This is a genomic window from Saccharothrix tamanrassetensis, from assembly GCF_014203665.1.
Classification (GTDB): domain Bacteria; phylum Actinomycetota; class Actinomycetes; order Mycobacteriales; family Pseudonocardiaceae; genus Actinosynnema; species Actinosynnema tamanrassetense.
The window spans coordinates 96,141-119,614 of record NZ_JACHJN010000015.1 but is presented as its reverse complement, the minus strand read 5'-3'; the positions used below and the strand labels follow the sequence as shown (position 1 = coordinate 119,614).

The window sequence follows — 23,474 nt, the reverse complement described above, 5'->3', positions numbered from 1 at the left end:
ATCGGGGCTCCGACCGGCGGTGGACCGCTCTCAATCGTCGTCCACTGCCTCATCGTCGACCACCTCGGTGCCGTTCCACACGAACCGGGCGGTGGTGACGGCGTCGTCGTCGCCACCGCTGATCAGCTGGTGGATCGCGATGCCGTCCAGCTCGCGGTAGGTGCACCACTCGTGGTCGGAGGTGAGCACCAGGTCGAGGTCCAGCGCCGACAGCAACCGGAACACCTGGCCGCGGTTGACGCTGTCGACTCCGACGAAGACTTCGTCCAGCAGGATGACCCTCGGTGCTCGGGCCACCGCCTGGTAGTGGGCGGCCACGGCGGCGAACAGCGGCAGGTGCAGCGCGATCGCCTTCTCACCGCCGGACAGCGCCCCGTGCAGCTTCTTGGTCAGGGGCTGCCAGCCCGCCCCGTTCATGCGGTCGACCTCCACCACGAACCGGTGCCAGGACGTGTAGTCGAACACCTGCCCCAGCTGTTGCTCCCAGCTCGCGGCCGTCTCGTCGCCCTTGGCCCGTTCGATCCGGTCGCGGAAGAACGTGTGCAGCGACTCGCGGTCCGCCTCGGTCAGCCGCACCGGGTCTTTGAGCAGGAGGTCACGTGCCGCCTTCGTGCCCGGCGGCAGGTCCGGCGACACCTCCCACACCAACCGCACCGCCACTTTGGACGCGGTGCGCACGCGCTCCAAGCGGGCGTTCATGCCGTCGACCAGGTCGTGGGCCTGTCGTATCCGGGCGGCGAGGTGGCGACGCGTGTCCCCGGTGAGGGTCCTGTCGAACAGCTCGCGCTCTTGCGCGGTGATGTCCTCCCTGCTGCGTTCCGCGTCGGACCGCAGCAGGTCGAACAGCGCCGAAGCGCCGATCCGCACCCCGTCCACCATCGCGGAGAAGACCTGGACGTCCTCGTCGGAGTCGAGTTCGAGGTCGGCACGACCGCCGAGCACCTCACGCGACCCGTGCACCGCCTCGGCCAACCGGTGCGCGGCGTCGCCGAGGTTCTTCGGCGAGTGGGCCAGCGCCGGCCACTCCGACGCGATCAGCCGTGCCGCGTCGAGCGCTGCCCGGACACCGCTCGACGCCGTGAGCACCCGGCTGAACGCGGGCAGGTCGACAAGACCGCTGTCGGCCGGGAAGCTGCCGTTCGCCAGGTGGCGGAACCGTGCCGCGGTGTGGTCGCGCGTCGCGGTGGCGAGGTCGCGGACCTGTGCGTCGTTGGCGCGCTGGGTGATGAGTTCACCCAGGCGCACCGCCAGGTTGCCGACCTCCTTCTGGTTCGCGGTCGCCTCCCGCCTGAGGTCACCGAGCCGGTCGCGCAGCGTGGCGAGTTCGTCCAGCACCTGCCGGTAGCCCACTCCGATGGTGCCTTCGACCGCGTCCAGTTCGCTGTCGAGCCCGCGGGCCACGGACTCGGCGTCGCCTGCCTCGTTCTCCCGCTGCTCGGCGACGCGCCGGGAGCGCTGGGCCTGCTCGGCGGTCCTGTCGGCCTCGCGTCGCGCCGCGAGCAGGGCGGTGTGCTCGTCGATCCACGCGTCGGACGCAGTCCGGAAGGCGTCCACCGCAGCCGCGACGGAGCCGAGCGCGCTCCGCTCGGCGGGCAGGCCGTGCTCGGCCGCCGTCGCGGTCAAGGCGCGCAGGGCGCGATCCACGCGCTGCTCGCTCTTGGCCAAGGCGTCCAGCGACCGCCGAACCACGCCGTCGGCGGTGGAGACCGCCGATTCCGCTCTGGTCAGGGCCTCCAGCGCCGCGTCGGCGTCGGCGTGGCCGGGTCGTGCGTCCCGGTCGGCTTCGACGGCCGACCTGCGCGACGCCAGCGAGCGCAACGCGGCCGTGTGCGTCTCGACCGAAACCTCCGACGCGGCGATCCGCTCGTGCAGCTCGGTCAACCGGCGCTGTCGGGCCCGTTGCCTGGCGAGCGCACCGATGTGCGCGGCCTCGTCCTTGCGCCAGGTGCCTCGCATGGTTCCCATGCGCCAACCACCGTCCGCGCCGATGGCGGCCGGGTGCGCTTCGGGCGGCCCCTCCCCGTAGGCCACACCCTCCAGCAGACGGGCGACGACATGGGCGGACACGGGCGCGTCCACCTCGGGTACGAGGACGTCGGCGAGCGAGCGGTCCGGCGCCGGCGGCACGGCATCGGGCACGGCGAACGTGTCGTGCCCGGTGACCGCGCCGTCGTGGCCGACCCAGGAGTCGAGCAGTCCCGAGGCCTGGAGCGCGGCCTCCACCGCCGCGCGGACGTCGTCGGGCACCGCGTCGGCGAAGCGCACCAAGCGCCACAGCGGCGCGCCGGTCATCGCCGCGCGGTCCGCGGTGCGCGTGTGCGGTGGCTGGGGAGGCAGGTCCTCCTCGGTCAGCAGTCGCCGAACCTCCTCGCGCAGTGCGTCCCGCTCGCGCTCGGCGTCGCCCAACGCCGTCTCGACCAAGGTCTCGTCCCTGGTGATGGCGTTCAGCACGCGGCTCGCCACGGCGTCGACCTCGGTCAACACGGCGGTCTCCGACGTCGCGAGGTCGGCCAGTGCCGCGGGGTCGGGGAAGGTCAGCTCACGGCAGCCCGCCGCCCAAGCGCGGAGGGCCGCTCGCAGCTCCGCGAGCGCGGTCTCCCGCCGGTCGGCGAGTTCGGCACGTCGTTCGGTGGCCTCGGTCAGGGCTTCCCTGGCCTCCTCGAGCGCCCGTTCCGCATCCCGCCTGCTGTTGACCGCGACCTCGTGCTCGCCCAGCGCCGCGCGCACGGCCTCCACCTGCTCGGCACGTGCCTGCACCGCGGCCCGCAACAGGGTTCGCGACCGCGAGGGGTCGGTGAGGGCGCGGGCGATCTCGGCGTGCACCGAGGCGAGGCCGACGCGTGCGGCGGCGGTCGAGGCGTCGTCGGCCAGCGCTGCCGCGGTTCGGGCCCGCGACTCCGCGTGCCGGGCGGCGGTGTCGGCCGCTTCCTGGTCGGTCTGGGCGGTCCGGCGGTGACGAGTCGCTTCGGCGCGCCTCGTCCCGGCGGTCGCACGCGCCTCACGCACGCGGGTCCGCAACCGGTCGAGCTGCTCACCCTGCCGGTACGCCTCGCTGCCGATCAGTCCCTGGATGCGCCCGTCGGTCTCGACGATGCGGTGTTCCAGCAGCTCGCCACGTTCTTCGGCCTCTTGCTTGCGCTGCGCGGCGCGGTGGTAGTCCTCTTCGGAGCGCTTCGCGGTCTCTGCCAGGTTCCCCAGTTCCGTGGTCGCGGAGATCAGCTTCGCCGCCGCGGCGCGCAGCACGCGCTGCGCGTACGCGCGTTGCCTGTCCTTGAGGTGCTGTGCGGCCCGCACCTCCGCGTCCAGGCGCTTGAGCTGCTCACGCTGCCGGTCCAGGCGCTCGAAGCCCTCGGCCAGGTCGCTGATCTCCGCTTCGCCCAGCGGTGGCAGCGCCTTGGACAGCAGGGCCGACAACAGCCCGGGATCGAGGCGCTGCGAGAGCTTCGGCGTGCGGAGCTGGAGCAGGGCCGTGATGAGCGCGTCGTAGCGCTGCTCGCTCAGGCCGGGGAACAGTGCCGAGCGCACGGCCGTCCGGTAGTCCGCCGCGTTCTGGTGCAGGGTGCCCCGATCGGCGAGCGCGGCTTCCAGGGCTTTGCCGGTGAGGGGCGCGCCGTGGCGGTCGGCGAGCGAGAGGCCACCGGGCACGCCGATGCGCTGATCGGTGGTGAAGTAGTCCGGGTGCACCGTGGTGGTGTGCTTGGTCGCGGCCAGTCGCGCGCCGCAGGAGAACCACTCGTCCGGCGAGCCGCCCGCACCGGGGAAGCGGAACTCCAGCCACACGTAACCGACCCTGGTGGTGCCGGTCGCGCCCTCTCCCATCAGGTTCCAGTGCATGGTGCGTTCGGACGTGCCGAACGTGGAGAGCCGGTTGGCACGCAGGTTGGCGTCGAACAGGAAGGGCAGCAGCAGTTCCAGCGCCTTCGACTTGCCCGTGCCGTTGGGGCCGCGCAGCAGCAACCGTCCCTTGTGGAACTGGAACACCTCGTCGTAGTACCGCCACACGTTCAGGATCCCCGCGCGTTCCGGCACCCACCTGGACACCTTCACCGGCTCGGCGTCGACGTCGGTGCGCGGCAGTCCGGTCACCGTCATGGCTCGTCCTCGCCGTCATCGGTACTGGTTCGGGTCACCGCGTAGCGGGCGGCGGCGGGGCGGGCGCGCACCACTCCGCCGTCGACCCGGACGAGGCCGAACGCGCCGAGCACGTCCAGCGCGTCGGCGACCAGCCGCAGGGCTCCGTCCTCGCTGCGATAGCCCTTGGCCCACTTGGGGAAGCGGCTCAGCAGCGCGTCGGCCTCCGCGCGCAGCTGTTCCACCGCGACCGGTCCGGACGCGGACGTGACCACGTCGAGGAGCAGCAGGGCGGCGACCTTGGCGTTGCCGAAGTCGTCGGGGAACCGGCTGTCCGTGGCCAGGCCGTCCGGGTCGATCAGCATGACGCCTTCGGCGCGTTCCTCGACCAGGAACCCCGCTTGGTCGGCGGCCCGGCGCAGGAGCTGCCCACCGGTCGGCGACGACAGGTAGCCGAGTTCCGCGGTGGTCAGCTCGTCGCGGTGCACGACCGGGTCCTCGACCAGCTTGCGGAACACCGAGTGCCGCAGCCACAGGTTGCGCTGCACCTCGGACACCGGCTCGTCGGCGTCGCCGTAGCGCCGTTCGCGGGACAGCGCGGCCGGCAGTTCCGGGAAGCGCAGCGGGATCTCGTCAGCCGGCACCGCCACCTGCGAAGCGCCGACCGGGGCCGCCAGCAGGCGCATCAGCAGCGTCGCGTCCACCCGGTAGAGGACCTTCGCGGCGGCGGAGTCGACGAACGACTCGGTGGCGCCGTCCACCACCTCCACCGCACCGAACGACTCCAGCAGGCGCAGCGCGTCGACGAACGCCATCCGCTCGGTGCGGCTGGACGTGTCGAACGGCGGCAGCGCCGGGTCCGCGGCCGCCGCCTGGACGACGCGGTCCGCCAGCAGTCCGATGGTGGTCACCGGAACCCCCATCAGCTCGGCGGCCACCACGCACAGCAAGGTGTACCGGCGGCGGTCGAACGGGGCCCGCCCCGTGCGGTGCCGCCGCGCCGGGCGAGTGGGGGCGGTGGCGACCCGGACCTTCACCAACCGCGCGTACCCCAGGCGCGGTTCGACCACCAACGTCCACCCGCAGTAGTAGTCGAACCACTTCCCGACGGGTTCCCGCCGCCTGCGGACGAGGTCGAAGGCCTCCGGCGCGGTCCTGGCGCCGATCAACGGCGTCGCCAGCAGCAGTCGGATCGCCCGCGCGACCTCCTCGCGCTCCGCGACGACCAGCTGGTTCGCGAGGTTGCTCATCCGGCCGCCGTTCCTTCGGCAGCACCCGGCGACCGCCGCGCCGGGCGACCGCCCGCCGTGCGGATCTCGACGTCGTAGTCGGGGCTGGTGAACACGCCGCGCGGCGTCCTGATCACGGCCTGGACCCGGTGTGCCGCCGGTGGTTTCAGCAGGATCTCCACCCGCCCGTCGCCCGTGCCGGCCCGGTGGGCACCGTGCCGGTCGGGCGCCGTGGCCAGGGCCCGTCCGAGCAGGTCCAGCAGCCGTTCGAGCACATCGTGGTCCAGCAGCTCGAACTGGGACAGCCGGATACCGCCACCGGTGTCCAGGCGGTCCCACGCGACCTTCAAAGCCGCCCGTTCCGCACGGGCCCGCTCGACGCGCGTCGCCTTGACCGCGGTGACGTCGCGCACCCGTCCGGTCCGGCTGAACCGCTCGGTCCGCCCGGAGCTGCGCAGGAGGGCGGACACCTCCACCGGCGGCGCATCGGTCCACCGGGCCGACGAGCTGACCAGTTCCGGGTCGGGGTGCGCGAGGTGCGCGTGCCGGGCCGAACCGAGCCCGAAGGCGGTGGACCACAGCAGGTGCAGGTCCTCCTCCGACGGTGCGGCCGCGAACCAGCGCGCCAGCTCGCGGAAGTCGGCCGCCGCGCTGGTCGACCTGCGTCGCGACTCGGTGATCCGGTCCAGGACCTGCAACAACGCGATGATCGCCCGTCTGGCGACCACGAACAGCTGTTGCACTCTGGGCACGCTGCCGTCCACCGGCGAGAACCACGCCCGCAACCCCTCCCACCTGGTCCGGCGCAGTTCCATCCACGCCACGCCCGGATCGTCCCCGGCGGTGGGCGGTAGTTCGGCGCCGATCAGCGCGCGGTGGTGGAGAAGAGCCACCCCGTGGTCCTCGACCCGCTCGATCCGGTTGGCGATCGCGTGCGCCCGCTGCTCCAGGTTCGTGGTGAACTCCTGCAGGTAGGCCACGGTCGCCGCCTTGACCTCGCGGAACGTCTCCTGGTCCGCGCCCTCGGCACGCAGCAGGCGTTGCAGCGCGCCGTTGAACTGCTTGGTGTTGCCCCGCAGCGCCTCCAGGTGACCTTCGAGCTCGACCAGCGTGCTGAAGATCCTGCGATCCGGCACAGCGGGGTCACCCAGGTGCGCGGCCAGTTCGCCGAGCCGATCCGCGATCGCGTCCAGCACAGCCGTCTGGAGCGCTCCCGTCGAGGCCAGCACGCTCATCGCGTGCACCACCCCGGCCAGGGCGGCCTCACCGCGCCTGGTCAGCGAGTACTGGAGGTTGCGCCGCTCGTACTCGTCGGCGGTCCGGTAGTTCTCGGCGTGGTTCTGGGTGACGTCGAGCAGCTTCCAGTCGCGCAGGCTACCCAGCGCCTCGATGAGGTCCTTGTCGTCCAGCGAGTCGAGCCACCCGACCGACCGGAGCCTCGTCCGCACGTCGTCCACCCCGAGAGTGGTCTCCAGGCGTTCGTTGGCCTCACCGAACGCGTGCAGGATCGCGACGTAGAGCTCGGCCCGCTCGCCGCTGGTGAACCGGAACATCTCCGGCGGCACGCGCATGGCCCCCACGAACGCCCCCTTCCCACGCGCCGAGCACGCTACGGCAGGCCACCGACAGGCCCTCCGCAATCATCGAGTTCGTCCAGCAGCCGCGCGGTGACCCGCTCCTCCGGCACCGCCGATCCGTGCTCGCGCATCGCGTCTGCCAGTCCACCGTCCCAGGGCGCTTCGGTGACCCGCCCCACGGGCGTGCCGACGCGTGCGTCGCGCAGCGCCAGCAGGTAGTCGTCGGTGGCCATGTGCCACGGCGCGGCGCCGGTGCGCGCCATCACGTGCGCGGCGATCCGAACGCCCTCGCCGTCGAAGTCGCCGTGGTAGTGGAGAGCCGCCCCGGCTACGGACAAACCTCGTAGCAGCGCGATCACCGCGCTGTTCGGCCAGCCCGACGTGCACACCACCGGCGGGCACGAACCACCGAACCGGGCGACCGCCACCGCCGGCACGCTCGGGTTCTCGAACACCCACACGTCCCCCGGCACCCCGACGAACGACGTGGCCCGCACCTGCGCCAACGTCAACGCCGCGACGTGTCCGGAGTCCGCGCACGCGTGCAGCACCCGACTGCCGACATCATCACCGCGCAACCGCAGACCCGCCGCCAGGACGACCGACGACAGCTCGTCCTCGACCACCCCCGTGCGCTCCCACAGCGCACGCCGCTCCTGCGCGTCCCGAGACGGGTCGACGCCGTAGACCGCCGCCAACGCGCGCAGGACCAGCCCGGCGCACCGGGTTCCTTCGTCCAGGGCGTGCGGGTCACCGAGCACCCGCTCGGCCAGCACCGGCAGCGGCACCCCCGCCCCGGGCAACGCGCCGACGACCCGCAAGGCCCGGTCGAGATCGGCCCGCGTGCGCTCGACGGAACCGCCGACGAGCCCCGCCCGCCGGACGGCGTCCACCCACTCCCGCAGCGCCGGCTGGGCGGTCACCACGGGGTGCCCGGACAGCCAGGCCCACAGCTCGGCTCGCGCCGCGTCCCCGAGCGCCCGCCGGCCGGCCCGGTCGTCCAGCGGACCCAGCAGGGACGCCACGACCTCGCGCACGCCCGCACCCACGGAGGACAGCAGCAGCTCGTCGAGCGCGGCGAGGGACACCGTCGCGTACTCGCCCGGCAGGCGTTCCGAACCCAGCAGGTCCGCCAGGGCCGACCGCTGCTCGTCGTCGAGGGGGCCGACCTTGACCCGGGTGACCTGCCGCCCCGACGACAGCCGGTCGTGCACGACCCTCCACAGCGGCAGCAGGTGGGCCGAGCCGAGTCCGTCCGACGAGCGCACGCGCCGATCCTGTCAGAGGCCCGTCGCACCGGGGCTGGACGCCCGGATCGGCACCCGGCCCACGACCGGGAGGAGTCGCGCGGTTCAGATCACACCGAGGGCGAGCATCGCGTCGGCGACCTGGATGAAGCCGGCGATGTTCGCCCCGGCCAGGTAGTTCCCGGGCTTGCCGTAGCGGTCGGCGGCCTCCAGGCAGCGGTCGTGGATGCCGTGCATGATGTCCGCGAGCCGCCGTTCGGTGTGGTCGAAGCTCCAGGAGTCCCGGGACGCGTTCTGCTGCATCTCCAGGGCGCTGGTGGCCACACCGCCCGCGTTGGCGGCCTTGCCCGGGGCGAAGAGGACGCCGGCTTCGGCGAACAGCCGCACGGCGTCCGGGGTGCACGGCATGTTGGCGCCCTCGGCGACGATGGCGCACCCGTTGTCGATCAGCACGGCGGCGTCACGCCCGTTGAGCTCGTTCTGCGTCGCGCAGGGCAGCGCGATGTCGCACGGGACGTCCCAGACCGACCCGCCCTCGACGTACCGGGCCCCGGAACGTGTCTCGGCGTAGGTCGAGATGCGGGCCCGGCGCTTCTCCTTGACCTCCTTGAGCAGGTCGAGGTCGATGCCGTGCTCGTCGACCACGTAGCCGTTGGAGTCGGAGCAGGCGATCACCGTGCCACCGAGCTGCCGGACCTTCTCCGCCGCGTAGATGGCGACGTTCCCGGACCCGGAGACCACCACCTTCTTGCCGTCGAACGAGTCGCCGCGGACCTTCAGCATCTCCTCGACGAAGAACACCGTGCCGTAGCCGGTCGCCTCGGTCCGCACCTGCGAACCGCCCCAGGTCAGCCCCTTGCCGGTGAGCACGCCGGACTCGTAGCGGTTGGTGATGCGCTTGTACTGGCCGAACAGGTAGCCGATCTCCCGGCCGCCGACCCCGATGTCGCCGGCGGGCACGTCGGTGTGCTCGCCGATGTGCCGGTAGAGCTCGGTCATGAACGCCTGGCAGAAGCGCATGACCTCGCCGTCGGAACGGCCCTTGGGGTCGAAGTCCGACCCGCCCTTGCCACCCCCGATGGGCATGCCGGTGAGCGAGTTCTTGAAGATCTGCTCGAAACCGAGGAACTTGACGATCCCCAGGTACACGGTGGGGTGGAACCGCAGGCCCCCCTTGTACGGCCCGAGGGCGGAGTTGAACTCGACCCTGAAACCCCGGTTGATCCGCACCGCACCCGAGTCGTCGACCCACGGGACGCGGAAGATGATCTGCCGCTCGGGCTCGCACAACCGGCGGATCACCGCGGCGTCGGTGTACTCCGGGTGCTTGGCCACCACCGGACCGAGGCTGTCCAGCACCTCGCGCACCGCCTGGTGGAACTCGTCCTCACCGGGGTTCCGGCGCAACACCTCGTCGTAGATGTCGCCCAACTTCTCGTCCAGGATCGGCACGTACCCACTCCTCGATCACCTGTCACCGTCACGCGGGGGTATCCACCCCCACAGGCATTCCACCTCATGTGGGATGCGATCGGACCATGGGACAGCGGTGAGTCGGGTCACCCGGAGTTCGTTGTGGTTACAGGGAATGCCCGGATCGCCACGCGGGGGCGACGTCGGCGCGACACGAGTCCGCCGACCGACGCCCCCTACGACCGGCCGCCGGCACGAACCCACCCCCGGCATCGAGGCTGGGTGATGCCGTGTGTCCGGTGACGGCGACCGATTCGACGGGCGTGAACCGATCGCGGCGCGTCGACCGGGACGCACCCGGCCGACGCGCTCCCGGCTATCGCTTGTGGATGATCCAGCGCTGGTCGTGCCGCTCAGAGTCGCACGACGTGAGGATCAGTTCCTTGTAGACGCCGTTGTGCGTGACGCAACGGCCGGTGTTCCCCAACTCGAACAGCCAGGAGTGGTAGCCGTCAGGGGAATTGCCGACCCACCGTTGATCCGCGGAGCCGTCGCAGGGTCGGCCTGCCAGCTTGTCGTCGATCGCCGTCGCACACCATCCGTACCTCTTGTCCCTGACGGTGCCGTCGTCGGAGATGAACCAGGTCTGGTTGTCCTCTCCGTGGGAGGGGTGGGGGATGACCGGGTATTCGGGATCCCAGGCCCAGTTGGTCTGGTCCCACACATCGCCCGGCCGGGCGACGCTTTCGAGCACCCACTCGTCCTGTGGGGTGTCGAGCGGGTCGGCGTTGGAGGTCGGTGCGATGAGCAGCGCCGAAGCAGCCACGACGACGGCGGCAGGGATTCGTCCGAACTTCATTCGCTTTTCCTTCCGGTGACGGTGTTCGCGTGCACCGTCAAGTAGAAGCGCCGGACAGGATCTGCGAGCGGCGAAAACAACTATGGTGGCGGTAAATTACCCGGTCCGGTCGAAGTGGACGTCGTGCCGGTCACGGACGCGGGAGTGACGAGCGACGTCACCCCACCGTCCGTGGCACGGAGGGTTCTACGGGGTGACCCGATGGCAGATCGCTGCGGTGGTCGCTCGCCGTTGTGCTCGGACTGCGGGCGTCACGTTCCCGTACCCGATCCACAGGTGTTGCGGGACCGGTTTCAGCGACGCCCTGTTGACGAGCCCGACCCCGGACAGGCCATGGCCGCTGGCCAGGAGCTGCCGCCTACCTGGAAGAGCTGGTACTCAGGAAGAACGCCGAGCCTGGCGACGACTTGCTCGGCACACTGACCGTCGAGCAGTTCCGGATCGGCGCGATGCCTCCAGGCGAGGTCGCCGTGCCGGGCCAAGTCCTCCCGGCAGCCGGCATGACACCACCGCGCCTTGGTCGACGGTAATCCTCACCGCTTCCTTCGTTTCACCAGGTGACGACTAGTTCTCGCGCTGTGCGGAGGGCGGCCACCAGTGGCCACACCATCATCTACCTGCGACGACGCTCGCATTCGAGATCACATGCAGCTCATGAACCTTCACGCTTGACCTTGTTTCGTGTCACGCGCGATGTCACGACAGCGATCACATCGAAGATCGACCCTTCCTAAAAAACCACTCTTCTGAGTGAAAGGGCTCAGAGCCAAAGGTTCCGATGCTGAGACGAGACACCGACCATGACCGACAAGAATGTGATCTCCGCTCACCACTCCGGGCACGATCACGGGTACCAAGTGCACTCAGAGCTGATCTCACGTGATGGCTTTGGCGAGTTGCTTGATGCAGGTCAGCGCTGCGGCCGAGGTCGATCAGGGCGGCCAGACGGACAGCGCACCGATCTACGTCATCATGGACAGCCTGTCGGCCAACAAGCCACCGAAGACCTCAAGTGAGCCAGCTCAACAACTTTGAGATGTGTCTGAGCCCAACCTAGGCCTTCGAGGTCCAGTCCGGGCCGCTGCGATCTTCGTCATCGCCCACTCGAACCGCCCCAACCACACCGGGCCGGCATGTGGGCTTCAGACACCCGTGCGCTGGCGCAACGCCATCGCCCGCCACCCCGACCTCCTCGCCGCCCAAGGCCACGAACGAGCACGCAACCGCAGCGAACGCCGTGTGGTCAACGCATCAGTAGTACTCGGAGGTTTGCCACTGGAGGCTGGGCGGTCGGAGCCCGGTGGTGGCGAGTTCGTGCAGTGCCCGTCGCCACACGGTCAGGGGCAGGGCCGCGCTGCGGGGGAACTGGGTCAGGGTGGCCTTGTCGATGTACAGCGGTGGGGCGTTGTCGGGTGCCGGCGTGTTCGTCGCGCGGGTGACCCAGACTCCGCCATCGGGGCCGAGTCCGGCGAGATCCGGTGTGTCGGAGGGCAGCATGTCACGGGGGCCGGCGAACAGGATCGCGCCGATCCCCGCCCGCCCGTCCATGTCGATCTTGACGATGTGGTCGGGCAGGTCGTGCGGACCGACCAGAGGCCGGACCGACAGGACGTGGCGCGACGACCTGGCCTCCCACGCCCGTGTGCTGCGCGCGGAGTACCTGCTCCACCGCGACGGGGCCCACGTCTTGAGCGGCACGCGGCTCACCGACCCCAAGTGGTCCGCATGAAGAAGCCGTGGTTCGAACGGTGGAGCACGTCCGGCTGGAAGCTCGCCGACGTCGACGACGCCGTCGACCTGGTCACCGCGTTCGTCGTCGGCTTCGTCATCGAAGAACAGGAACGCCGCCAAGCCGCCGAGACCGATCCGGACCGGTACTCGATCGTCCAGCGCGAGGCCTGGCGGGGAGGAGGCGTCGCACTGGTCAAGGACGCCGCGCACCTTCACGACGAGGGCGACCAGCGGTTCGAACGACAACTCGGCATCGTCCTGGACGGGCTCGCGGCCCATCTGGACGGTTGAGAGGTCCGTGCTTCGTGAGGCTGCGCCAACGGATAGCGGCGAACCGGCGGGCGGAGCGACAGGCTTGCAACGGCGTCGGACCAAGCTCCTATCAGACCTATTCAGTCTGGCCGGTGCGCAACACAGCTGGCGACGCCGGGCGGCCCCTGCCGCCTGTCGGCTACAGCAGAGAACACCCGGCGCCGCAGGAGATTCAGGAGTGCCAGTCGCCGAACATTTCGACGAAGTTCCTACCGGTGACCTTGGCGCCGTGGTAGGTGCCTTCGAACGCGGCGGTGGCTTCCAGACGCCCGTTGCCGCCGAGGATGATCTCCTGCCCCGGGTTGCCGGTGACTCGCACCGTGAGACGGGTCTTCAGCGCCGGGATGTTGACGATCCACCGGGTCGGGTACCTCTGTCCGGTCGTGGGGCTGGTCCAGTACTCACCCGCGTCGTCAGCGAGCGGCACGACGGATGCCACCTCGTAGGAGCCGTCCTTGCGCAAAACCGTTGCCCAGGTGTGCGTCTCACCGTCGGCTCGGACGGCGTCCCAGACGGCCACCGCATCACCGTTGGGCATGTTGAGGTTCATCCAGCTCCAGTGATTGCCCGGTGCCCCGTCGGTCGGTCCCCACTGACGGTCCAGCCAGGACTGGCCGGTGATCTGCCGGGGGCGCCCGTCGAGGGTGAGGGTGCCGGTCGTCCGCAGGTCGGGAAGGGCGAACTCGTAGTTGGTCTGGCCGAAGAGGGAGAACGCTCCGGTGCCGCCGTAGTTCAGGGCCGGTCCGCGCGCTTGAAGCACGACATCAAGGGAGCCCCACGGCACGTCGAGGGAGACGGACATCCGCTGTGCGTTCCCCGTCCACTTCAGACCGGGCGCCGTGATGTCGAGGCCCGTCGTGCTCCAGGCGTAGTCGCTCGCGTCGACCCTGGTGGCGTGGCTCTTGTACCAGCCGGTGGTCGCGTCGTGGACGGAGAACAGCAGCAGGTTGCCCGGCCCCTTCGGGATGCGCACGGTGTGCACCAGCAGACCTATGTCGTGACCCCCGGAGTTCACTCGACTGGTGAAGTAGATCGAGTCGGCCCAGTCGTCCTCCGGACCCGGCGTCTTGGCGCCGAGATCCGCGGCCGGATCCACCAGTGCCGGGATCCCGCCGGCGGCAACCGTCCCCGCGGGTGCGGGGTTCCTGTCGTCGGCTCCTGCCAGAGGTGAGCTGACCGTCGAACCCAGCATGGCTGCCAGGGCCGCGGCAGCGGCCAGTTTGGTTCCGATACTTCGTCGCATGGGGACCTTCCGGGCACGTAGCGATACTTTGCATTACCAACTAAACCCAGTATGGTTTGTATTACAAATGATGTCAAGCGGCGGCCCCGACGACGTCACAACGCTGCTGACCCGTCACAGCGGGAGCACCGTGCCCCGCACGAAGACCCGCTCTCCGACGCGGTCAACCGCACGTCGGCGCGAACTTTGAGGTCGGTGGTCGAGCGGAGGGAGTGGTGTGATCGGCGCAGGACGTTCACGCGCCCGCCGCCCAGCAACGGCTTGTCCTCCGGACCGGCGAAGTACGGGTCGATCGAGATGGGGCGGTGGTCGTTTCGGCTGGGGCAGTACTGGTTGCGCCAGCGCCCGCACAATCCACCAGTGCCGATATTCGCGCGCGCTCTTCCCGAAGTCGTCGTCGGGGCGGCCGGGAAGGCTCGGTACGGGCACGCCCCAGGCCGATGTAGCGCACGGTGGGATCAAGAACCAGGTCGAGGCGTGCGATCCGGCGTCGGGCAGCGCGAGGCGCGATCATCGGTTCCGAACGCACCAACGTCTGCCCCATCAGCAGCCGCGTCACGAGGATGGTGCGCTGCAAGCCGTTGCAAGCGGCCGATCGGCTGCGACACAGGGCCGCCCTGCCGGGAAGTCGTCCGCGAGTCGGGTTCACCCTTACCCAGAGGTGTACTGCCAGTTCATCCCCACGGGCCGATGTGCGAGGTGTGGCGGTTCCGGTGAGCCTTCTGCACAATTGATGTTGCTGCCGAAGAGAACTCATGACCTTCGTGACCGACGCCCTCGACGGGCTGGCCAGTCTGCCGCAGCCCGCCGTGCTCGCGGTGACAGGTGCGTTGACGCTGGCGGAGTGCACGCTCGGCGTGGGATCCCTCGCGCCAGGCAGTTCACCGCCCAGGTGGTGCCGTGCAATGTCCAGCCGTTCTTGACCGCCAGGGGCGGATGATCGGGTAGATGTGCTTGCGGGCATAGCCGTCATAGGTCTCGCGGGTGGTGCGCTCCAACCGGGCTGCGGTGATGTGGGCGGCGACCATGAAGCCGACCGTGGCGTTGGTGCGGGGATGGGAGCGTTCGTCGATCTCGCGGAGGAAGCGGTCGCGGGCCTCCTGGGCGAGGCGCTCGGCGTCCGGGCCCGCCGGGACGACCTCGACGAGGTAGTGGCGGCGCTTGGTGATCACGTCCAGACCGGCATACACACGAACGCGCACAGCGCCACTCGGCAGCGAGTCGATGCTGCCGCGCTCCCTGCGCGTTGCGCCGTCCGGACGAGCCATGAGGAGGACGATAAGCTGAAACCCGCGTCATGTGTGATGTCACGGCGCGGGTTTCATGGGAGGCGCTCGAATCCTCGAACGCCAGGTCAAGAGGTGGTGCCCCCGGCAGGATTCGAACCTGCGCACCCGCCTCCGGAGGGCGGTGCTCTATCCCCTGAGCTACGGGGGCCGCAGCTACGGGAAGAAGCTTAGCAGGGGTGGGCGAGGGGGTTCGCACCCCCTACCCTCCGGATCATGGATCCGGCGCGTGAGCGTTTCGTCGAGGTTGGTGAGCTGCGGGTTCGGGTTTGGGAGGAGGGGGTGGAGGGGGCGCCTGCGGTGGTGTTGGCGCATGGCTTCCCGGACGACCTCCGGGTGTGGGACGGGGTGGTTCGGGCGCTTCGGGGGCGGTTCCGGGTTGTTCGGTTCGACGTTCGGGGAGCCGGTGGGTCCGGGCGGCCCGCGGAGCGCAGTGGGTACCGGATGGGGGCGTTGGTCGGGGACCTGTTGCGGGTGGTCGGGGATCGGGGGCCGGTTCACCTGGTCGGGCATGACTGGGGATCTGTCATCGGGTGGCAGGCCGTTGCCCGGCACCCTGAGGCGTTCCTGTCCTTCACCAGCATCTCCGGGCCCGACCTCGGTCATGTCGGCGACTGGGTGCGGCGGCATCGGCACAACCCGGCCGCGGTGTTGGGGCTGGTGTGGAAGTCCTGGTACATCGCCGGGTTCAAGGTTCCGGTGGTGCCCGAGCTGGTGTGGCGGATGCCTTGGGTCCGGCGGCGGCTGAACGCCGGCCACCGGGAGCTGGTGAACGGGCTGGAGCTGTACCGGGCGAACATCGGACACGGTGGGGCGCCTCGTCGGGTCGCGGTCCGGGTGCAGCAGATCGCCTTGCAGAACGACCCGTACGTGTCGGAGAAGCACCTGGAGGCCGCCGAGCCGTGGACGGCGGACCTCACGCGCCGCCCGCTGTTCGCCGGGCACTGGGCTCCGCGAACCCACCCCGAGCAGGTCGCACGGATGGTTGAGGACTTCATCGACGGCAAGGCCCGCCGGCAGCTTGTCGTCGTCACGGGGGCGGGCAGCGGCATCGGGAGGGCGACCGCGTTGCGGTTCGCGCGGGAGGGAGCCGAGGTCATCGCGGTGGACATCGATCTCGACACCGCCGAGAAGACCGCAGCAGAGGCACGGGGGCACGCGTACGGGCTCGACGTGACGGACAGCGCGGCCACGCACGAGCTCGCCCGACGGATCAAGCAGCGGCACGGCGTGCCGGACGTGGTGGTCGCCAACGCCGGGGTCGGGCTGGCCGGCCCGTTCCTCCAGACCTCGGAGGAGGACTGGCGCAGGGTGGTGGACGTCAACCTCTGGGGGGTCGTGCACACGCTTCGGGCGTTCGCTCCCCTGCTGGTCGAACGCGCCCAGGGCGGCCACCTGGTCGTGACCGCCTCGATGGCCGGGTTCTTCCCCACGCCCGCGCTGCCCGCCTACTCGACCACGAAGGCCGCCGTCCTGATGCTCGCCCAGTGCCTCGCCGCCGAACTCCGGCCGCACGGCGTCGGGGTCAGCGCGATCTGTCCGGGTGTGGTGGACACGAACATCACAGCGACCACGCGGTTCGCCGGAACGGGTGACGCAGAACAGGTTGCGAAGCGGCAGAAGGCCGGCAAGGCTTATCGACTGCGTGGTTTCCGACCGGAGAGGGTGGCCGACCAGGTGTTGCGGGCGGTACAACGCAACAGGACGATCGTGCCGGTGACCGCGGAGGCCAAGTTCGTGCGCTTCGCGAACCGGGTCTCACCTCGCCTCGTCCGTGCGCTGGGACGGGTGGTCAACCCCGTCTAACGGCCGGTTGCACTCATGCGCATGTGACTATATGTTTCCCCTATGGGTCACGGTCACGGCCACGGGGTCTCCTCGGGGAGCGCGAAGCACCTCGGCAAGTTGTGGATCGCGTTCGGCATCGGGGCGGCCTTCATGGTCCTCGAGTTCGCGGTCGGCTTCGCGACGCAATCGCTTGCGCTCATCTCCGACGCCGCCCACATGCTCACCGACGTCCTGGGCGTGGGCATGGCCCTCACCGCGATCCTGCTGGCCCGCCGCGCCTCGTTCCAGGGCAGCCGCACGTTCGGCCTGTACCGGGCCGAGGTGCTCGCCGCGCTGGCCAACGCCGTGCTGCTGTTCGGCGTGGCCGGGTACGTGGTGTTCGAGGCCTTCGGGCGGTTCGGCAACCCGCCCGAGGTGCCCGGCCTGCCGGTCGTGCTGGCCGCCGCCGCCGGGCTGGTGGCGAACGTCGCCTCGTTCCTGATGCTCCGCGAGGGCGCGAAGGACAGCATCAACGTGCGCGGCGCGTACCTGGAGGTGCTGGCCGACCTCATCGGCTCGGTCGGCGTGCTCGTCAGCGGCGCGGTGACGCTGGTCTTCGGCTGGCGCTACGCCGACCCGGTCATGGGTGTCGCGATCGGCCTGTGGGTGCTGCCGCGCACGTGGAAGCTCGCCGCGGGCGCGTTGCGGATCCTGTTCCAGCACGCCCCGGAGCGGCTCGACATCGACGCGATGCAGGCCGAACTCGGCCGGCTGGACGGCGTGGAGGAGGCGCACGACCTGCACGTGTGGACGCTGACGTCGGGCATGGAGGTCGCCTCGGCGCACCTCACCACCCACGCGGACGCCGACCCGGTCGTGGTGCTGGAGGCGGCGCAGACGCTGCTCGCCGACCGGTACCACATCGAGCACGCCACGCTTCAGGTCGAGCCCGGCGATTCCGCCAAGCGGTGCCGGGAGATCTCCTGGTGATACCGGGCCGCGTAGCCGGTCGGGGTCTCGCCGAACATCGCGGTGAAGTCGCGGACGAAGTGCGCCTGGTCGGCGTAGCCGAGGCCGGCCGCGAGCGCCGCCCAGTCGATCCGCCCGCCGGCCGCCATCCGCTCGGTCACCTCGTGCAGCCGGTAGCGCCGGATGACCCACTTCGGGCCGACGCCGACGTGCTCGGCGAACAGCCGCTGCAACTGCCGCGGGCTGCGCCCGGTCTCCTCGGCCAGCACGGACACCCTGGTGATCTCCGGCCGGGCGATGATCGTCTCCACGATCCCGGCCGCGAGTTCGGCCGCCGGGTCCGGGTCCGCCGGTAGGCACGATCGCAGCATCGCCTCCACCGCCGGCACGTCCACCGCACCGGGCAGGTCGGGGAACGCCGACGGCACGGTCCGGTCCGTCAGCGACCGGACCGGCGCACCCAGGAACGCCCGGAAGCGGCCCGGGCGGAACATCACGCCGAGCACCCGACCGTCGCCGTCGAGTTCCCGGAACGCGTGCCGGCTCGCCACCCCGCTGACCGACGCCTGCCCGTCGCGGAAGACCAGGTGCACGTTCGGGTACGGCACGATCAGCTGCCGGTACGGCCGTTCGTAGGACCACTCCACGATCCAGTACCGGACGACGTAGGGCGCGAGATCGTCGGAGGGCAGCCGGAACTCGTGCCGCTGATGCCTCCGCCAGTCCAGTTCCCGCTCGTCCCGCACCAGGTCAGGGTATGTCGCGTTTGTTCAATACCCCCGACGAGCCCGGCCCGTACCGTGCCGGCATGAACTTGGTTGAACAGGCCGCGGCTCCCGTCCTGGGCATCATCGACGACATCCGGTCCGACCAGTTGGACGCCCCGACGCCGTGCGCGGAGTTCGACGTGCGCCGGCTGATCCGGCACCTGCTGTTCTGGGGCCCGGCCCTGGAAGCCGCCGCCCGCAAGGAGCCGCCCTTCACGCCCGCCGGCGCGGAAGCGGACGTCGACCTGGACGGCTGGCAGCCGCGCCTGGCCGAGCAGCTCGAACGCACGGCAACGGCGTGGAGCGCACCCGCGGCTTGGACGGGCGTGACGAGCGTGGGCTCGCCGCAGGAGCTGCCCGCCGAGGTGGTCGGCGGCATGACGGTGACCGAGGTGCTGGTCCACGGCTGGGACCTGGCCACCGCCGTCGGCCTGCGGCCGGTGTGGGACGGGGACCTGCTGGCGTTCGTGCACCGCGACCTGCTGGGCAGTGCCGGGATGGGCCGGGAGTTGGGCCTCTACGGCCCCGAGGTGCCCGTCCCGGACGACGCGCCGATGCTCGACCGCGTGCTCGGCCTCACCGGGCGGAAGGCGTAGCGCGGCCCGAGCGGAGCCCCAGCCGCGCCGGTCGTCACAGCGCCGGTCGTCACGGCGCTGGAAATCACGGCGCCGGTCGTCACAGCTTCGCGCACTGGCCGATCTTCGGCCCACGCACCTCGTTCGCCCATCCGTTGTCCACCGGCGGCGGGTCGCTGGTCGTGCAGGACAGCGGCCCGCCCACGGTGTTCGCCGCGACCACCGTGCCGCCCCGGTTGGCGACCAGGTCGACCGGACCGACCGCCGAGTGCTCGACCGCCACCTCACCGGTCGAGCCGGTGACCGTGACCGGACCGCGGACCTCGGTGTCCACCAGCACCAACGCCGCCGCGCCGGACGCCGACACAGGCCCTCGCAGCTTCCCGCCGAAGACGTACAGCGACGCGCCGGCGTTCACCACCACCGGGCCGGTGACCGTGCCGCCGTCCACGCACGTAACGCCGCGCACCTGTAACGGCCCCCGGTGCTCGTCGGTGATGGTTGTCGTGCACGTGACGAACGGCTTCGCCAGCAACTCGACTTCGGCCAACGTGGCCGTGGACGGGAACTCCAGCCGGTAGTGCCGGTAGTGCCCGGCCTGCGGGATCTTGAACGCCCTGGTCTGCTGCCGCCACGCGAAGACCTCACCGGAGCGTTCATCCACGGTGGACCAGTTCTTCCCGTCGTACGAACCCTTCAGGACCCACGAAACCGGGTCGCCGGAGTCCTTGCCGGACGTCAGCGTGTAGAACTCCGCCTTCTCCTTCTTGTCCGGCAGGTCGACCTGGAGCCACGACACGCTGCCGGACGTCTGGGAAGTGTTGTCCAGCAACGAGGTCACCGCACGCGAGCCGGTGACGGTCGCCGACGAGGTCACGTCCCGCAGCGGCTTGGCCGGTTCCGTGCCGGTGGTCGGCGACGGCGGCGCGGCGTCCGCTCCCGTGGCCCACTTCGACGGCGTGGAGCCCATCTCGAAGTCGAGCGTGCCGCCCTGCGCGATCTCGGCGTGCGGCAGGTAGGCCTTGTCCCACTGCTTCCCGTTGACCTTCAACGACTGCACGTAGATGTTGCGGGCGCTGTTCTTCGGCGCGTTCACCACGAGCTTGCGACCGTTCTCCAGGTTCACCGTCATCCTGGTGAACAGCGGAGAACCGATCGCGTAGGTGGGGTTGCCCATCTGCAACGGGTAGAAGCCCAGGGCGCTGAACAGGTACCACGCCGACTGCTCGCCGTTGTCCTCGTCACCGGGGTAGCCCTGGCCGATCTCGCTGCCCAGGTAGAGCCGGGACAGGATCTCGCGGACCTTCTCCTGCGTCTTCCACGGCTGCCCGGCGTAGTCGTACATGTAGGTGATGTGGTGCGACACCTGGTTGCTGTGCCCGAGCTGCCCCATCCGCACGTCCCGCGCCTCGGTCATCTCGTGGATGACGCCGCCGTACGAGCCGGGGAACTTCGCGGTCTCCGGCGTGGCGAAGAACTCGTCCAGCTTCTGCGCCAGCGCTTCCCGCCCGCCGTACAGGTTCGCCAGCCCTTGACCGTCGTGCGGCACCGAGAACGCCATGTTCCAGCCGTCGGTCTCGGTGTAGTCGTGGCCCCACTCGCGCGGGTCGTACTCGGCGGCCGGCACCCGCCAGGAGCCGTCCGGTTTGCGTCCCTGGAAGAACTTCGTGTTCGGGTCGAACAGGTGGACGTAGTTCTGCGCCCGGTTCGCGAAGTACTCGTACTGGGCCAGGTAGTCCGCCTGGCCGGTCTGCTCGTGCAACGCCTTGGCCATGTTGGCGATGCCGTGGTCGTTGACGTAGCCCTCGATCGCCCACGACATGCCTTCGCCGGTGGCGGTGGCGGTGTAGCCGGTGAAGATCGAGGTGTCCAGGCCCTTGCGGCCGACGCCCGCGTTCGGCGGCGCGACGGTCGCGTTCTTCACCGCCGCGTCGAACGCCGCCTTGACGTCGAAGCCCTCGACGCCCTTGACGAACGCGTCCGCGAACGCCACGTCCGAACTGGTGCCGGTCATCAGGTTGGCGTAGCCGGGCGAGGACCAGCGCGAGATCCAGCCGCCGTCGCGGTACTGCTGCACGAACCCGTCCACCAGCTCCCCCGCTCTCGACGGGGTGAGCAGGCTGTAGGCGGGCCACGTCGTGCGGTAGGTGTCCCAGAACCCGTTGTTGACGTAGACCTTGCCGTCCACGACCTTCGCGCCGGTCCGGGTCGGTGTCGACGGCCCGGCCGGTTGCACGGGCGACGCGTACCGGTACTCCGGCTCGGCAGCCGTGCCGACGTTCTCGAAGCCGGAGTTCGGGTACAGGTAGAGCCGGTACAGGTTGGAGTACAGCGTGGTCAGCTGGTCCTCCGTGGCGCCTTCGACCTCCACCACCCGCAGGATCTCGTCCCACGCCCGCTGTGCCCGGTCGCGCACCGACTCGAAGGTGTCCGAACTGGACACTTCGAGTTCCAGGTTGCGACGGGCCTGCTCCACGCCGATCAACGAGGTGGCGATCCGCAGCGTCACGGTCTTGTCCGCCGACGTGTCGAACTGGAGGTAGCCCGCGACGTCGTCCCGGCCCGCGCCGGTCAGCCGCCCGCTCGCCTTCACCGGGCGGTCCACCACGCCGTACACGAACAGCCGCGTCGCACCGGTCGACAGGCCGCTCTTGACGTCGGAGAAGCCGGTGACGACGCCGGAGGCAGGGTCCAGCGTGAGACCACCGCTGTTGTTCACGTTGTCGAACACCAGGTTCGACGTGCCCTCGGTGAACGTGAAGCGGAACAGCGCGGCGTGGTCGGTCGGCGCGATCTCGGCACGCATCCCGTTCTCGAACTCCACGCCGTAGTAGTGCGCCCGCGCGGTCTCGTTCTCGTGCTTGAACGGCAAGGACCGCAGCGCGCGGTCGGCGGTCGGCGTGCCGGTCGACGGCATCACCTGGAACGTCTGCCGGTCCCCCATCCACGGGCTGGGCTCGTGGCTCGCGGTGAACGCCTGCAACGTCGGCAGGTTGTCCCGGTTGTTGCCCTTGGCGTACTCGTAGAGCCAGCTGATCGAGCCCGCGTTCGTCATGGGCGACCAGAAGTTGAACCCGTGCGGCACGGCCGTGGCCGGGAAGTTGTTGCCGCGCGAGAAACTCCCGCTGGAGTTCGTGCCGCGGGTGGTGAGCACGTGGTCCGTCGGCCGCGCCCGTTCGACCACGACCGGCGCGGACCTCACGGTGATGTCGTCGATCCAGCCGTTGAACGCGCCCGGCCCCTCGGGGTTGTCGTACGCCACCAGGATCCGCTTGATCGTCTTGCCCGCCGCCACCGATCCCACGACGGACGCGACCCGGTTCCACTGGTTGGTGTACAACGACTTCGCCGCGCCCTGGCCGCCCGGCGACAGCTCGAACCCGTGCTGGTCGCGCGCCCCCAGCCCGCTCAGGTAGGTGCCGTCCGAGAACGCCAGGTCCACCGACGCGAACGTGCTCGGGTAGTCCAGGTCGTCGGTGATGAACGACGGGAAGATCAGGTACGACAGCTCGGTCGAGGACGTCACCGGGATGTCGACCTCGAACACCTTGTTGTACGAGTACCCGCGCCCGGTGGCGACGTGCGTTCCCTGGTACCGCAACGCTTTCACGCCTGTGAAGCCCGCGCCCGCCTTCGCGTTGTAGCCGCCGACGGCGCCCCTGCCCACGGTGGTGCGCATGTTCCGCGCGGGCGGCGTGGTGGAGCCGTCCGAGAACTGGACCTCGGCCAGCTGCATCAGTCCGGCGTCACCGTGGTTCGCCGTGATGTCCAGCTGGTAGAAGCGGAACTCGGTGGTGTTCGGCATGTCGTAGAGCTTGGTCTGGAAGCGCGAGGCGAACGCTTCACCGGCCCGCGTGTCGATCGTCGTCCACGCCGAGCCGTCGTTCGAGCCGCGCAGCGCCCAGTCCTTCGGGTCGCGCTCGGGGGCGTCGTTGGCCGAGGTCAGGGCGTACCGCCGGACCGCGACCGGCTCGGGGAAGGTGAACCGCGCCCACCCGGTCGGCGCGAAGGCCAGCCACTTCGACGCGGTGTTGCCGTCGACCAGGTTCTCCTTGACCTCACCGGCTTCGGCGTGCTCCGAGCCGGCCGCGACGTCGACGACCCGGTCGGTGACGTTGCCCGGGATGCCGGTGGAGTCGGTGCCGTCGACGCCGGAGGTCTTGGGCGTGCCGTTCGCGTCCGTCTCCACCGTGCTCGCCCACTTGGGCTGCGGTTGCCCGTCTTCGAACGATGTGGCGAACAGCGTTTCGCTCACGGTCGGCTCCCCCGGTGCGGCGGTCGCGGACGACCAGCCTCCCACGCCCGACAGCACCACCGCAGCCGTCGTCGCCACGACCAGTGATCTCCGCAGGTGCCCCATCGCGCACGCCTCTCACCTCGGCAACCGCCTCGCGGGCCAGCGAAACCGCCGGTTGACATCGTTGTCAA

At 70.3% G+C, this 23,474-nt stretch carries 17 protein-coding genes and 1 tRNA gene; 6 read left to right on the top strand and 12 right to left on the bottom strand.

Annotated elements, in window-relative coordinates; all coding sequences use genetic code 11:
• Window positions 1-30: 30 nt before the first annotated feature.
• From FHS29_RS34305 to FHS29_RS34280, 6 genes are all read right to left on the bottom strand, one after another.
• A complete protein-coding gene (locus FHS29_RS34305; protein WP_184698513.1) occupies window positions 31-4,092 on the bottom strand; it encodes a TIGR02680 family protein in 4,062 nt (1,353 codons plus the stop codon).
• Window positions 4,089-5,321 carry a TIGR02678 family protein gene (locus tag FHS29_RS34300; RefSeq protein WP_184698511.1) on the bottom strand — a complete coding sequence of 411 codons (1,233 nt, stop codon included), beginning with the start codon at window positions 5,319-5,321 and terminating at the stop codon, window positions 4,089-4,091. The genes FHS29_RS34305 and FHS29_RS34300 overlap by 4 nt, the downstream gene beginning before the upstream one ends.
• The gene (locus FHS29_RS34295; RefSeq protein ID WP_246441167.1) at window positions 5,318-6,871 is read right to left on the bottom strand and encodes a TIGR02677 family protein; all 1,554 of its coding nucleotides are present in this window, start codon (window positions 6,869-6,871) and stop codon (window positions 5,318-5,320) included. The genes FHS29_RS34300 and FHS29_RS34295 overlap by 4 nt, the downstream gene beginning before the upstream one ends.
• 38 nt (window positions 6,872-6,909) lie before the next feature.
• Window positions 6,910-8,145 (bottom strand): TIGR02679 family protein, encoded by a 1,236-nt coding sequence (locus FHS29_RS34290; protein ID WP_312865229.1) that lies wholly within the window; start codon window positions 8,143-8,145, stop codon window positions 6,910-6,912.
• 84 nt (window positions 8,146-8,229) lie between these two features.
• Window positions 8,230-9,570, bottom strand: a complete 1,341-nt coding sequence (gene gdhA, locus FHS29_RS34285; RefSeq protein WP_446689074.1) for an NADP-specific glutamate dehydrogenase — start codon at window positions 9,568-9,570, stop codon at window positions 8,230-8,232.
• A 343-nt stretch (window positions 9,571-9,913) separates the two neighbouring features.
• A complete protein-coding gene (locus tag FHS29_RS34280; protein ID WP_184698506.1) occupies window positions 9,914-10,396 on the bottom strand; it encodes a ricin-type beta-trefoil lectin domain protein in 483 nt (160 codons plus the stop codon).
• Between the two features lie 879 nt (window positions 10,397-11,275).
• Here FHS29_RS34280 and FHS29_RS34275 point away from each other — a divergent pair.
• Entirely contained in the window at window positions 11,276-11,431 is a 156-nt protein-coding gene (locus tag FHS29_RS34275) for a hypothetical protein (protein WP_184698504.1), read from the top strand.
• 216 nt (window positions 11,432-11,647) lie between these two features.
• Here the strand turns inward: FHS29_RS34275 and FHS29_RS37940 are convergent, their stop codons facing one another.
• Window positions 11,648-11,944, bottom strand: a complete 297-nt coding sequence (locus FHS29_RS37940) for an Imm1 family immunity protein (RefSeq protein ID WP_184698502.1) — start codon at window positions 11,942-11,944, stop codon at window positions 11,648-11,650.
• On the opposite strand from FHS29_RS37940, the gene FHS29_RS38565 reads away from it, so the two are divergent.
• Window positions 11,892-12,125, top strand: a complete 234-nt coding sequence (locus FHS29_RS38565) for a TetR/AcrR family transcriptional regulator C-terminal domain-containing protein (RefSeq protein ID WP_376774505.1) — start codon at window positions 11,892-11,894, stop codon at window positions 12,123-12,125. The two genes, FHS29_RS37940 and FHS29_RS38565, sit on opposite strands and share 53 nt — an antisense overlap.
• Window positions 12,122-12,418, top strand: a complete 297-nt coding sequence (locus tag FHS29_RS37935; protein WP_221457182.1) for a TetR/AcrR family transcriptional regulator C-terminal domain-containing protein — start codon at window positions 12,122-12,124, stop codon at window positions 12,416-12,418. Before FHS29_RS38565 ends, FHS29_RS37935 begins: the two co-directional genes overlap by 4 nt.
• 193 nt (window positions 12,419-12,611) lie before the next feature.
• Here the strand turns inward: FHS29_RS37935 and FHS29_RS34260 are convergent, their stop codons facing one another.
• The 3 genes from FHS29_RS34260 to FHS29_RS34250 form a co-directional block, all read right to left on the bottom strand.
• Window positions 12,612-13,535 carry a lipocalin-like domain-containing protein gene (locus tag FHS29_RS34260; protein ID WP_312865227.1) on the bottom strand — a complete coding sequence of 308 codons (924 nt, stop codon included), beginning with the start codon at window positions 13,533-13,535 and terminating at the stop codon, window positions 12,612-12,614.
• 1,028 nt (window positions 13,536-14,563) lie between these two features.
• On the bottom strand, window positions 14,564-14,950 hold the full coding sequence (locus tag FHS29_RS34255; RefSeq protein WP_184698499.1) for a hypothetical protein: 387 nt from the start codon (window positions 14,948-14,950) through the stop codon (window positions 14,564-14,566).
• Window positions 14,951-15,044: 94 nt separating this feature from the next.
• Window positions 15,045-15,119, bottom strand: a tRNA-Arg gene (locus FHS29_RS34250).
• Window positions 15,120-15,184: 65 nt separating this feature from the next.
• Between FHS29_RS34250 and FHS29_RS34245 the strand changes: the two genes are divergently transcribed.
• Together FHS29_RS34245 and FHS29_RS34240 are read left to right on the top strand one after the other, a co-directional pair.
• Window positions 15,185-16,774, top strand: a complete 1,590-nt coding sequence (locus FHS29_RS34245) for an SDR family oxidoreductase (protein WP_184698497.1) — start codon at window positions 15,185-15,187, stop codon at window positions 16,772-16,774.
• Between the two features lie 42 nt (window positions 16,775-16,816).
• Window positions 16,817-17,725 carry a cation diffusion facilitator family transporter gene (locus FHS29_RS34240; RefSeq protein WP_184698495.1) on the top strand — a complete coding sequence of 303 codons (909 nt, stop codon included), beginning with the start codon at window positions 16,817-16,819 and terminating at the stop codon, window positions 17,723-17,725.
• Here the strand turns inward: FHS29_RS34240 and FHS29_RS34235 are convergent.
• Entirely contained in the window at window positions 17,674-18,450 is a 777-nt protein-coding gene (locus FHS29_RS34235; protein WP_184698493.1) for an AraC family transcriptional regulator, read from the bottom strand. The genes FHS29_RS34240 and FHS29_RS34235 overlap by 52 nt on opposite strands.
• Before the next feature lie 62 nt (window positions 18,451-18,512).
• Here FHS29_RS34235 and FHS29_RS34230 point away from each other — a divergent pair, with 62 nt between their 5' ends.
• The gene (locus tag FHS29_RS34230) at window positions 18,513-19,067 is read left to right on the top strand and encodes a TIGR03086 family metal-binding protein (protein WP_184698491.1); all 555 of its coding nucleotides are present in this window, start codon (window positions 18,513-18,515) and stop codon (window positions 19,065-19,067) included.
• Window positions 19,068-19,146: 79 nt separating this feature from the next.
• Here the strand turns inward: FHS29_RS34230 and FHS29_RS34225 are convergent, their stop codons facing one another.
• A complete protein-coding gene (locus FHS29_RS34225; RefSeq protein ID WP_184698489.1) occupies window positions 19,147-23,406 on the bottom strand; it encodes a GH92 family glycosyl hydrolase in 4,260 nt (1,419 codons plus the stop codon).
• Window positions 23,407-23,474: the final 68 nt, after the last annotated feature.

What these genes read in the sequence shown, in the direction of transcription:
- FHS29_RS34305 (WP_184698513.1), bottom strand. Translation starts at nt 4,092, where the DNA reads ATGACGGTGACCGGACTGCCGCGCACCGACGTCGACGCCGAGCCGGTG.
- FHS29_RS34300 (WP_184698511.1), bottom strand. Translation starts at nt 5,321, where the DNA reads ATGAGCAACCTCGCGAACCAGCTGGTCGTCGCGGAGCGCGAGGAGGTC.
- FHS29_RS34295 (WP_246441167.1), bottom strand. Translation starts at nt 6,871, where the DNA reads ATGCGCGTGCCGCCGGAGATGTTCCGGTTCACCAGCGGCGAGCGGGCC.
- FHS29_RS34280 (WP_184698506.1), bottom strand. Translation starts at nt 10,396, where the DNA reads ATGAAGTTCGGACGAATCCCTGCCGCCGTCGTCGTGGCTGCTTCGGCG.
- FHS29_RS38565 (WP_376774505.1), top strand. Translation starts at nt 11,892, where the DNA reads ATGTCACGGGGGCCGGCGAACAGGATCGCGCCGATCCCCGCCCGCCCG.
- FHS29_RS37940 (WP_184698502.1), bottom strand. Translation starts at nt 11,944, where the DNA reads ATGGACGGGCGGGCGGGGATCGGCGCGATCCTGTTCGCCGGCCCCCGT.
- FHS29_RS37935 (WP_221457182.1), top strand. Translation starts at nt 12,122, where the DNA reads ATGAAGAAGCCGTGGTTCGAACGGTGGAGCACGTCCGGCTGGAAGCTC.
- FHS29_RS34255 (WP_184698499.1), bottom strand. Translation starts at nt 14,950, where the DNA reads ATGGCTCGTCCGGACGGCGCAACGCGCAGGGAGCGCGGCAGCATCGAC.
- FHS29_RS34245 (WP_184698497.1), top strand. Translation starts at nt 15,185, where the DNA reads ATGGATCCGGCGCGTGAGCGTTTCGTCGAGGTTGGTGAGCTGCGGGTT.
- FHS29_RS34240 (WP_184698495.1), top strand. Translation starts at nt 16,817, where the DNA reads ATGGGTCACGGTCACGGCCACGGGGTCTCCTCGGGGAGCGCGAAGCAC.
- FHS29_RS34230 (WP_184698491.1), top strand. Translation starts at nt 18,513, where the DNA reads ATGAACTTGGTTGAACAGGCCGCGGCTCCCGTCCTGGGCATCATCGAC.
- FHS29_RS34225 (WP_184698489.1), bottom strand. Translation starts at nt 23,406, where the DNA reads ATGGGGCACCTGCGGAGATCACTGGTCGTGGCGACGACGGCTGCGGTG.